This window comes from Georgenia yuyongxinii, from assembly GCF_006352065.1.
GTDB lineage: Bacteria > Actinomycetota > Actinomycetes > Actinomycetales > Actinomycetaceae > Georgenia > Georgenia yuyongxinii.
Window position 1 is genome coordinate 52953 of the sequence record NZ_CP040915.1, and the last position, 11004, is coordinate 63956.

At 74.1% G+C, this 11004-nt stretch carries 10 protein-coding genes; 6 read left to right on the top strand and 4 right to left on the bottom strand.

The annotated features are described in order from the left end of the window. Positions 1-7: 7 nt before the first annotated feature. Together FE374_RS00260 and FE374_RS00265 are read left to right on the top strand one after the other, a co-directional pair. Positions 8-1039: a glycoside hydrolase family 3 protein gene (locus FE374_RS00260; RefSeq protein WP_223173595.1), complete on the top strand. Its 1032-nt coding sequence runs from the start codon at positions 8-10 to the stop codon at positions 1037-1039. Between the two features lie 384 nt (positions 1040-1423). After that, positions 1424-1960 carry a low molecular weight protein-tyrosine-phosphatase gene (locus FE374_RS00265; RefSeq protein ID WP_139926715.1) on the top strand — a complete coding sequence of 179 codons (537 nt, stop codon included), beginning with the start codon at positions 1424-1426 and terminating at the stop codon, positions 1958-1960. Here FE374_RS00265 and FE374_RS00270 read toward each other — a convergent pair. Further along, the gene (locus FE374_RS00270; RefSeq protein WP_139926716.1) at positions 1957-2643 is read right to left on the bottom strand and encodes a hypothetical protein; all 687 of its coding nucleotides are present in this window, start codon (positions 2641-2643) and stop codon (positions 1957-1959) included. The two genes, FE374_RS00265 and FE374_RS00270, sit on opposite strands and share 4 nt — an antisense overlap. A gap of 108 nt (positions 2644-2751) precedes the next feature. Between FE374_RS00270 and FE374_RS00275 the strand changes: the two genes are divergently transcribed. Then, on the top strand, positions 2752-3879 hold the full coding sequence (locus tag FE374_RS00275; protein ID WP_223173596.1) for a YeiH family protein: 1128 nt from the start codon (positions 2752-2754) through the stop codon (positions 3877-3879). 98 nt (positions 3880-3977) lie between these two features. Beyond that, complete coding sequence (locus FE374_RS00280; protein WP_139926718.1) at positions 3978-4622, top strand: nucleoside/nucleotide kinase family protein; 645 nt, start codon at positions 3978-3980, stop codon at positions 4620-4622. Between the two features lie 68 nt (positions 4623-4690). Here FE374_RS00280 and FE374_RS00285 read toward each other — a convergent pair whose 3' ends face one another. Then, positions 4691-5815: a ScyD/ScyE family protein gene (locus FE374_RS00285; protein WP_139926719.1), complete on the bottom strand. Its 1125-nt coding sequence runs from the start codon at positions 5813-5815 to the stop codon at positions 4691-4693. Between the two features lie 279 nt (positions 5816-6094). Continuing rightward, on the bottom strand, positions 6095-7036 hold the full coding sequence (locus FE374_RS00290; RefSeq protein WP_139926720.1) for a SprT-like domain-containing protein: 942 nt from the start codon (positions 7034-7036) through the stop codon (positions 6095-6097). Positions 7037-7406: 370 nt separating this feature from the next. Between FE374_RS00290 and FE374_RS00295 the strand changes: the two genes are divergently transcribed. Both FE374_RS00295 and FE374_RS00300 read left to right on the top strand, forming a co-directional pair. Beyond that, a complete protein-coding gene (locus FE374_RS00295; protein ID WP_230978617.1) occupies positions 7407-8546 on the top strand; it encodes an NAD(P)-binding domain-containing protein in 1140 nt (379 codons plus the stop codon). A 55-nt stretch (positions 8547-8601) separates the two neighbouring features. Next, on the top strand, positions 8602-10170 hold the full coding sequence (locus FE374_RS00300; RefSeq protein WP_139926721.1) for an aspartate:alanine exchanger family transporter: 1569 nt from the start codon (positions 8602-8604) through the stop codon (positions 10168-10170). A gap of 12 nt (positions 10171-10182) precedes the next feature. Here the strand turns inward: FE374_RS00300 and FE374_RS00305 are convergent, their stop codons facing one another. Next, a complete protein-coding gene (locus FE374_RS00305; RefSeq protein ID WP_139926722.1) occupies positions 10183-10863 on the bottom strand; it encodes an ABC transporter ATP-binding protein in 681 nt (226 codons plus the stop codon). Positions 10864-11004: the final 141 nt, after the last annotated feature.

Here is an 11004-nt window from a genome sequence, read left to right on the forward strand (position 1 = left end):
ACCGACGGTGCCGCTGGAGGTCATGGTCGGCCAGATGCTGTTGCTGGGCTTCCGCGGCACCACGCTGGAGCCGACCAACCCCGTCGTCGCCGACCTCGAGCGGCACCTCGGCGGCGTCGTCCTGTTCTCCCGCGACGTGCCCTCCGGCTCGGCGACACGGAACATCACCTCCCCCGCACAGGTGGCCGCGTTGACGGCCACGCTCCAGGCGCAGGCGGACCCCCCGCTCTTGGTCACCACCGACCAGGAGGGCGGGCAGGTCGCGCGGCTCGGGCCCGAGCACGGGTTCCCCGCCACCCGCTCGGCCGCCCAGCTCGGCGCCATGGGCGATCCCGCCGCCACGAGGGCGGCCGCCGCGGAGATGGCACGCACCCTCCGCGTGGCCGGGGTAAACCTCAACCTCGCGCCGGTGGTCGACGTGAACGTCAACCCCACCAACCCGATCATCGGCGCCCTGGGCCGCAGCTTCTCCGCGCACCCCGACGTCGTGGCGGAGGAGGCGGCCGCCTTCGTGCGCGGGCACCACGACGAGGGCGTGCTCACCACCCTCAAGCACTTTCCCGGCCACGGCAGCTCCCGCGCCGACACGCACGCCGGCTTCGTGGACGTGACAGACACCTGGAGCGAGGCGGAGCTCGTGCCGTACCGCAGCCTCATCGGGCAGGGACTCGCCGACGCCGTCATGGTCGCCCACGTCTTCAACGCCACGCTCGACGCCGACCACCCCGCCTCGCTCTCGGCGGCCACCATCACCGGGCTGCTGCGGGAAGACCTCGGGTTCGACGGGGTCGTCATGAGCGACGACCTACAGATGGGCGCCATCACACAGCAGTGGAGCTTCGACGAGGCGATCCACCTGGCGGTGCAGGCCGGCACGGACCTGCTGACGTTCTCCAACAACCTCGAGGCGTTCGAGCCCGACCTCGGGGCGCGCGCACACGCGACCCTGCTCGACCTCGTGCGACGCGGCGAGATCGACGAGGCGCGGATCGCAGCGTCGTACGAACGGATCCAGCTGCTCAAGGCCCGGCTGGGCTGAGGGTGCGCGCGCTGGGCTGAGGGTGGGCACGCTGGGCCGAGGGTGGGCACGCTGGGCCAAGAGCGGGCACGCAACGCCCGGGCATGGAAGAGCCCGCGGGTTCCCGACCTTTCGGCCGGATGCCGTGGAGGACGAGCTCACGGCCCCGCGGGCTCCGGTGACCACCGGGTTCTCGCCGCCGTCGGCAGGAGGACCTTGGGGTCCGTCCGCTGACGGGCTAGCGGGTGGCCACCTCACGCGTCCAGAAAGAATTCACCTCAGGACCACCTCCTCTCTCGTGTGCCTCAACGGTAGGCACCGCCACCGGCAGTTGTCACGCACTTTTTTCGCGACGACCTCCGGCGCCGAGTTACCGACCGACCGACGCCTGGCAGCATGGGAGGCATGACCGATCGACCCACCGACCGCCGCCCCTACCGAGTGCTCGTGGTGTGTACCGGCAACATCTGCCGGTCCCCGATGGGTGAGGTGGTGCTGCGCGAAAGGCTTGCCGACGCAGGCCTCGCCGACCGGGTGGAGGTGGCCTCGGCCGGCATCAGTGCCGAGGAGCACGGCAACCCCATAGATCGGCGGGCCCGTGCCGTCCTTGCCGAGCACGGCTACCCGGTCCCGGACCACCGCGCCCACCAGGTGGCCCCCGGCGAGCTGGCACGGTACGACCTGGCGCTGGCCATGACGAACGAGCACGCGCGGGCGCTGCGCCGCCGCGCGGAGACCGATGGCACGTCCTACAGTGCCGAGGTGCGGCTGTGGCGTGAGTTCGACGCGACCGCCCCGCAGTCCGCCGGCGAGGACGACCTCGATGTCCCCGACCCATGGTTCGGTAGCCACGAGGGCTTCTACGACACCTTGCGCGTGGTGGAGGCCGGTGCGGAGGGCCTGGTGTCGCACCTGCGCGACGTGCTCACCCCAGCGGTCTAGCCGCGCACGGAGACGTGCAGGTGGTCGAAGTGACCACCGGTGGCGTCGGCGGCGTCGTAGACCCCGCCGCCGTCGTAGGGCGCCCAGCCCGCCGCCGCCCGGTCCGCTACCCAGATCCGTCCCTGCCAGATCACATAGGTGACCTTGAGCGGCTCGGCGTGGGCGCGGACCCACTCGGCGAGGCGCCAGCCGTCCGCGAGATCCGCCCCCACGGGGAACTGGCCGGCCCCGCCGACGAAGATGTCGCAGCCACGCCCGCGGCGGTGGTCGCTCGCCGGGTTCCAGGCGTGCTCGCTCCAGCACGTCATCGGCATGTGCCCGACGGCGGAGCCCACCTGGTCCACCAGGTGCGCGGCGGCGCCGGTGACGCAGCCGCCGGTCCCGGTCGGGTCCGGCAGCGTGCACCCGGTGGCCGCCCCCGGGTACGGCGCCGGGGGTGGTGGCAGCTCCCCGGACCAGGGCGCCTGGTTCGCCGTCACGGCGGCGGCCAACCCGGCCGCCGCTGACCCCGGGGCGGAGGTGGAGGCCTGCCACAGCACACCCGCTCCCAGGGCGAGTGCGACGACGAGGGTCCCGCAGAGCGCCTGGGCGCGCCGGCCCAGCTGGCCGGGCCGCGCCGTGGCCCGTCCGCGCCGTCGCGCCGTCACGCGTACGCCGTCACGTGCCGCGCCCACCCTGCCCACGCGCACCACTTCAGCACACGGGCGCGCCGTGCGGTGACCGGCGACCGCGCGCGGCAATCGGCGGCACCGGCTCGCATCGCACCAGGACGGCGGGCCATGCTGGGGCCCGTGCTACCCACCGCCGCCACCTGGCTCTCCCGCGCGCCAGGGTTGCTCCTCACCACGGCCGTCGCGCTTGTCGCGTTCGCTGTGCACTCGGCCGTCCCGGTGGTCTCCGCGCTGCTGGTCGCGATCGTGATCGGGGTGATCCTGCGCAACGCCGGCTGGCTCCCGGCCGCCGCAGAACCGGGCGTGCGGTACAGCGCCCGGACGGTGCTGCGGCTCGGCGTGGTCCTCCTCGGGCTGCAGCTGTCCATCCCCGAGGTCGTGGCCCTGGGGTGGGAGGCGATCGTCGTCATCGTCGCGACCGTCACCCTCACCTGGTGCTTCACCCTCCTAGTCGGGCGATGGCTGCGGGTGCCCAGGGCGCTACGGATGCTCCTGGCCACGGGTACCGCGATCTGCGGCGCCTCCGCCGTGGCGGCGATGAGCGCGGTGCTCGGTGAGCGCGAGCCCACCGCTACGCCTGCCGCGCCCGCGGCAGTCGACGCGGCTGGCGAGATCGCGGACGACGAGGACGTCGAGGACGCCGCGGCCACCGCCGTCGCCGCCGTGACCGTGTTCGGCACTCTCTCGATGCTGGTGCTGCCCACGGCGGCCGCGGCCCTCGGGCTGGGGGACCACGCCGCCGGGGTCTGGGTGGGGGCCGGCATCCACGAGGTGGGCCAGGTGGTGGCCGCCGGCGGCGTCCTGGGTCCGACGGTGCTGGCCACCGCCGTCGTCACCAAGCTCGGCCGGGTGGTGCTGCTCGCCCCGCTGGTGGCCGGGGTCGGCTACGCCCGCAGCCGGCGGGCCCGCGTCGCCGTCGAGCACCAGGTGGCCGTCGACTCGGCCAGCGTCGTCACCGGCGCGGCGCCGACCGGCGTCACGCACACCCGCCCGCCGCTGGTCCCCGGGTTCGTGCTCGGGTTCCTGGCACTGGTCGCGGTCCGGTCGCTGCTGCCCGTACCCGCCGTCGTGCTCGACGTGGTCGAGACAGCGGCCACGCTGCTGCTCACCGTCGCCATGGTCGCCCTGGGCACCGGGGTCAACCTCACGGTCCTGCTCCGGCGGGGCGGACCGGCGATGCTGCTGGGGCTCGTCGCGGCGCTGCTCGCGGCCGGGATCTCGCTGCTCGGGGTGCTCACCCTGCTCTGACCAGCTGCCCCGAGGCCACGGCGTGGGCCGAGGTCCACCATGAGGGACAGACGGCCACATGTGTCGCTCGCCACCGGATGTCCCCCTACGATCACGCCATGGCGCCGCAGGGGGTTACCAGCAGGACCGAAGTGCTCGAACGACTGGCCCGCGGTCTGGCGGCGCGTGCCAGCTCCGGGCGCGTCCTGCGCCTCGCGATCGACGGCCCCGACGCCGTCGGCAAGTCCACCTTCGCCCGCGACCTCGACGACGTGCTGCACCGGTTCCTCCCCGAGGGGGCCGAGGTGCGGCGCTTCTCGGCGGACAACCACATGATCTCGATCCAGGTGCGCCGCTCGGCCCAGGCGACCGACCCCCGATGGCTCTACGACAACTTCCTCGACCTCAAGCGCATCCGCGAGATCGCCCGCGGTGTGCCGGAGGCGTCGCCGTCGGGCTCGGTGGTCATCATCGAGGGGATGACACTCCAGCGCCCCGAGCTCGCGGACCTGTGGGACGTCACGGTCTACATGTCCGCCTCCGCGGAGCTGACGATCGAGCGTGCCGGTGCCCGGTACGCCTCTCTCATCGACGTCACCGAGGAGCCGGACGAGGTCGGCGACATGGAGCGCCGCTACCGGGAGCGGTACGTGCCGGCGTACCGGGTGTACATCGACGACGTCGCACCTCACGAGCGTGCGGACGTCTTCGTCGACATGACGGACTTCGACGCCCCGCGGGTGGAGCGCTGGAACGGGTTCTGACGGACGCGGTGCGCCGTGCCCGAGGGCTGCCGTGCCCGAGGGCTCCCGGCGCACCGCGGTCGGAAGTCCTACCGTCGCACCGGGAACGAGGCCTTCACCTTCAGGAGTGCGCCAGTGCCCTCTTCCGACGTCAGGTCGTAGGTGGTCAGGTACAGCTTGCCGCGCTGCCACTCAACAGACGCTGGTCCGTCGATCTCGAGGAAGGTGCGGGCCGTCGAGGATCCGCGTGGCAGCACCGAGACCTTGCCGCCGAACAGCTCGCTGACGTAGATGTCGCCCCACGGGGCGACGGCCAGGTTGGTCGCGCCCATGAAGCCGCTGGCCACCTGGCGCTGCTTGCCCGTCCACGGGTTGATGCGCCAGACCGACCCGTACGCGCCCTGCTCACCGGGGAAGCCGGGGAGCGAGGTGACGTAGAGCTGGCCGTCGTGCCCGAGCTCGACGTCGGTGGGCACCGGCTCGGCGAGGTAGGTCAGTCCGACGGCGCACTCGGGCACCCCCATCTCCACCGCCTCGGGCGGGATCACCGCCTCTACCGGCGGCAGCACGGCGAGCACCTTTGGGTCCTTGCCGTGCGCGCTGACCTTGAGGATCGCGTTCGCCGCCGCATCGGCGACGATGACGTCCCCACCCGGAAGGGTGGCGGTGGCGTAGGGGTGGGACTCCACGATGCCGGTGTAGGTGCTGGGCCCGAGCTCGGGGGGCACCACGCAGCTGGCGGGCAGATCGACGACACCATACGTGACCTTGGCGTCCGGGTTGTTCGTCTCCTCGAAGGCCCAGAGGTCGGCGAGGGTGCGGACCTTGCCCTTCCGGTCCATCTGCTGGATGAGCGCGGTGGGCGGGGGTGCGTTCGGGTCGGGCTCTGCGCCGGGCTCCGGGCTGGGGGTGCGGTTCTCGGCGAAGGTCACCTTGCCCGAGCCCACCGAGACCCCGGCGATCTCGGCGCCCTCCGCCGCGTAGATGTCAGAGCGCTTGCCGCGCTTGTCGACCTTGGTGAGGACGCCGGCGTTGGACTGGGTGACGTAGCTGGTGCCGTCGGACGTCACCGCCAGGGACAGGGGGCTGACGAGACCCTCGGCGAAAGTCTCCGGCTCTGGCGGGGAATGCCGGGCAGCGGCCGGCGCGGCCACGCCGGCCAGAAGGAGACAGCCGGCCGCGGCCGTGCTGAGGAGGCGTGCGGTGCGAGGCATCGGGGCTCCAGAAGGGGAGGGGGCGTGCGGCCGCCCCGGTGCGGCAGTGCACCGAGGCGGGTCGAAGGTGGGCAAAACCCTTTCGGACTGGGCGTTACCGACGCGTTATCGCGGCGTTATCCGGGCCGTCGACGGGTCCCTCGTGCAACCGCAGTTGCGGGATGGGCATGACCGCCGCGACCGGCCGGCCGTACCGGCATGTGCTCGAGGTCCTCGAAGAGGTCGCCCGGCAGCTCCGCAACACCTGACTACCAGCTCGCCGTCGCTGTCGTCCCGGCCCTAGCCCGGCCGCACCGGCTCGACTAGCTCGAAGGGGACCGTGAGCACGTCCCGGCCCGCCCGCACGTGGTACCGGGTGCGGGCGCTCTTGACCACCTTGCCCTCCACGCCGAGGTACTTGCCCGGCGCGATGATCCGCACCCGCCAGCCCGGGGTGAGCCGCCCGCTCGCCGCGGCGAGCTCGAGCCGCATCCGCGGGGTGAGCGGAGGATCGGCGATCTCTACGGGCGGATCCTCCACACGCCAGCGGTGGCCCTCCTCGTCGACCACCCACGCGGTGTCGTCCTCGGCCGCCACGCGTTCACGGCGACCGGCGACGTCGAGCAACTCCTGCTGCCACCAGGTCCCCGGTGGCTCGTGTGCGGCGGCGTCCGGCGCCGGCGTACCCGGGCCCAGCGGGCCCTGGTCGGCGTAGATCTCCGCCGCGCGGCGGCGCTCCCGGCCGGCCACGAGGCTGCGCAGCTCGCGGTCGTACCGGGCACCCATGGGCACCCGGCGGCCGTGGTGGGTCCAGGCGAGCAGGAAGTCGGGGTTGAACCCCGGGTCACACCGGGCGCAGCTCGCCGGGCGGGTGGGGCGGCGGTGCCGCTCGTAGGAGTGCCCCCGCGGGCACGTGCCGCGCCACGGCGCGGGCGCTCGAGGGGCCTCCGCGTCCACCAGGCGGGTCCCCGAGCAGCCGATCGCCACGGCCCGGGCCCGCCACACGGCGTCGTGCCCGTGCTTCGGGCCGACGAGCGCGTGCGCGACCTCGTGCAGCACCGTGTCCCGGACCTGGTCGACGTCGTACAACCGCATGAGGTGACGCGAGACGGAGATAGTGCGCGCCTCGAACTTGCACGCCCCGGCCCGGCGCTTGGCGTTGTCGAACGTGAACTGCCACGTGCGCAGGCCGTGCTCAGCCAGCAGCTCCAGCCCCAGCCTGCGGACCTCCACCAGATCCACGCCGCCACCTCCCCCGCGCCGCCGATCGACCCCCCGGCCGATCCTGTGACGACGAGGCTACGACGTGCCACCGACATCGGAAGCGGTCGGCTCGCGCGATGTGGACCCGCACCGTGCCACCTGTCCGGAGCGGACCCGCCCGCGGTAGGCGCGGTGGCCCAGGCGCCACCTGGTGTGACCAGCCGGACGCCCGCCCAGGGAAGGTGTGACGGCCCGAGCGCGTTCCGCGAGAGTGACCACCGCACCAACCACCACGACCGCTGCGTCCGTGCCCATCGCGGCCCCCGGCCCGGTCGACGCCCTGGCCCGTGATGCTCTGGCGCGCGGCGCCCGGGCGCGTGACGCCCGGGCCCGCGCCGGCGCGGCCGAGATTCCGGCCGGCACCACCGAGGTCGACGTCCTGGTCGTCGGCGCCGGGCAGGCCGGGCTCTCGGCCGCCTACCACCTGCGTCGGCGCGGGTTCGTGGCTGCCGGTGAGGTCATCGCGGGCGAGCTGCTCGGCCGGCCCGCGCCGCGGGACACCGCCGACGCGGCCGGCCCCGGGACCTACCTGGTCCTCGACGCCGAGGCCGGCCCCGGCGGGGCGTGGCGCCACCGGTGGCGCTCGCTGCGCATGGCGACGGTCAACAACATCTACGACCTGCCCGGCATGGCGCAGCCCGAGGTCGACCCGTGCGAGCCCTCTGCGACGGTGCTGCCCGGCTACTTCGCCCAGTATGAGGATGAGCTCGATCTGCCGGTCCTGCGGCCGGTCCGGGTCAGCCGCGTCCGCCGCGCCGACGAGGACCCCGCGGGCCGCCTGCTCGTCGAGACCGACGCCGGCACGTTCGCCACCCGCGTCCTCATCAACGCCACCGGCACCTGGACCAAGCCGTTCTGGCCCCGGTACCCCGGCCAGGAGACCTTCCGCGGCCGTCAGCTCCATGTCGCCCAGTACGTCGCGGCGGAAGAGCTCGCCGGCCAGCACGTGGTCGTCGTCGGTGGCGGCATCTCCGCCGTCCAGCTGCTCGAGGAGATCTCCCACGTGGCCACCACCACCTGGGTCACCCGCCGCGAGCCGGTGTGGCGGGACGAGGACTTCGACCCTGACGCCGGCCGCCAGGCCGTCGCGCTGGTGGAGGAACGGGTCCGCCAGGGTCTGCCGCCGCGCAGCGTCGTCTCGGTGACCGGGCTCATCTGGCGACCTGAGCTGCGCGCGGCGGCGGTCCGCGGCGTCCTCGACCGCCACCCCATGTTCACGCGCATCGAGCCCGACGGCGTGCGCATGGCGGACGGCACCCTGCGGCGCGCCGATGTGATCCTGTGGGCGACGGGCTTCCGGGCCGCGCTGGACCACCTGTCGCCGCTGCGCCTGCGCGGGCACGGCGGCGGCATCACCATGGACGGCACCCAGGTGGCGGGGGAGCCGCGGGTGCACCTCATCGGCTACGGGCCGTCGTCGTCGACCGTGGGCGCGAACCGGGCCGGCCGGGACGCCGTCCACACGCTCACCGAATACCTCCGCGGCTGAACGACTCAGGAGCTACCTGGCGGCGCGCTCGGTCGCCCGATGGGACGCTTCCCCCATGCTCGACGTCCTCGCCGCCGCACCACTGCTCACCATGATGCTCGTCGTCGCACTGGGCACGGTGCTCGGGGCGGTGCCGTTCGGCCCGGTGCGTTTCGGTCCCGCGGGTGCCCTCTTCGTGGGGCTCGCGGTCGGCGCCCTGGACCCGCGGCTGGGTGAAGGGCTCGGGCTCATGCAGACCCTCGGCCTGGCGCTGTTTGTCTACACCGTCGGCCTGGCGGCCGGCGCCGGGTTCTTCCGGGACCTGCGCCGTCAGCTCCCGCTCATGGGCGGCGCGGTGGTGGTGCTGGCCCTCGTGGCCTTGGCGGCGGTCGTGGCGGGTTCGGTCGCGGGGCTGTCGCCGGCGCTCGCGTCCGGCACGTTCGCCGGCGCGCAGACCTCGACGCCGGCCCTCGCTGCGGCGACCGCGCTGGCCGGCACGGACGAGCCCGCCGTCGGGTACTCCCTGGCCTATCCGGTCGGCGTGACGGTGACGATCCTCGTGGTCGCCGTCGTGCTGTCGCGGCCGTGGCGGGCCCGCCGGGACCCGGACCCGGTGGCGGGGGTCGGGCTGGTCGACATCAGCGTCGAGGTGGAGCGCCCGGTCCGCATGCGCGAGATCCCCGGGTTCGCCGACGACCGGGTGCGGCTGTCGTACCTGGCGCGGGCGGGGCAGACGCGGGTGGTGGCTCCGGATGAGGAGCTGGAGGTGGGGGACCGGGTGGTCGTCGTCGGGCCGGGACCGGCCGTGGCTCAGGCGCGGGACTTCCTGGGGCAGCGGGTCAGTGAGCACCTCGCCGACGACCGTCGCACGGTGGACTTCCGCCGGTTCCTCCTCTCGGACTCGCGGGTCGCCGGGCGCACCGTCGGTGAGCTGGAGGTGCCGGGCCGCTTCCGTGGTGTGGTCACCCGGGTGCGCCGGGGCGACCTCGACCTGCTGGCCTCGGACGAGCTGGTGCTCGAGCTCGGCGACCGCGTGCGGGTGGTCGCACCGCGCGAGGAGTTCGGCGCGATCTCCGCGCTGTTCGGTGACTCCGAGCGCAAGGTCAGCGAGGTCGACGCCTTCTCGCTCGGCATCGGGCTCGCCGTCGGGCTGCTGATCGGTCTCGTGGCGATCCCGCTCCCCGGGGGTCTGGAGTTCGCGCTCGGCTCCGCCGCCGGCCCGCTGGTGGTGGGCATGGTGCTCGGGCGCCTGGAGCGGACGGGGCCGATCGTGTGGGGCCTGCCCGCCTCGGCCAACCTGACCCTGCGCCAGCTGGGTCTGCTGCTCTTCCTGGGTGCCACGGGGTTGGCGTCCGGTCAGGCCTTCGCGGCCCAGGCGTTCACGCCTCTGGGGCTGCGGGTGGTGGTCGTCGCCGTCGTGCTCGCCGCGGTCGGTGCGGCGCTGTTCGTGCTGCTCGCCCGCCTCGTGGGGACGTCGGCGCCCCGGGCGGCCGGGGCCCTCGCCGGGTTCGTGGGGCAGCCGGCGATCCTCGCCTACGCCAACGGGCGGACGGTCGACGAGCGGGTGGAAGCGGGGTACGCGGCGCTCTTCGCGCTCGGGATCATCGTGAAGATCCTGCTGGTGCGGGTGATCGGGACCGCGTGAGGGGCGACGGGGTCACGTCTCGTCGAGGCGGCCGTCGGTGAGCTCCACGACCCGGTCGGCCACCCCGAGCAGCGCGGGGTCGTGGGTGGCGACCATCGCGGTCAGGCCCTCCTCGTCGACCAGCTGGCGGATGAGGTCCATGATCTCCCGGCCGGTCTGGGAGTCGAGCTGACCGGTGGGCTCGTCAGCCAGGAGGACCCGCGGCTCGGGGGCCAGGGCACGGGCGAGCGCGACCCGCTGCTGCTGCCCGCCGGAGAGCTCGCCCGGGCGCTGGTTGCGGTGCGCGGTCAGCCCGACGAGCGCGAGCACGGCCGCCACCCGCTCCTCCCGCTCGCTGGGGTCCATGCGCTGCAGCCGCAGCGGGACGCCGACGTTCTCCGCGGCCGTGAGCATCGGGATGAGCCCGAAGGACTGGAAGACGTAGGCCAGCGTGCCGCGCCGCAGCTCGAGCAGCTCGCTCTCGCGCATGGCGGTGACCTCCTGCCCCGCCAGGTGCACCCGGCCGCCGTCGGCCCTGTCCAGCCCGCCGACGAGGTTGAGCAGGGTGGTTTTTCCCGACCCGGAGCGGCCGCGGACGGCAAGCAGCTGGCCCGCGGCGACGTCGAGGTCGATCCCCCGCAACGCGTGCACCGCCGTGCCACCGCGCCCGTAGGTGCGGCGCAGGTCGTGCACCGCGATGAGCGCCTCAGCCACGGCCGTCCTCCTCCCGGGCGGGGAGGGCCTGCTCGCCGTCCTCGGCGTGCGGGCCGCCGTCCTGGCCTGACGGGCCGCCGTCCTGGCCTGACGGGCCGCCGTCCTGGGCCCGCGGCCCGCCGGACCCGTCCGCCGTCTGCC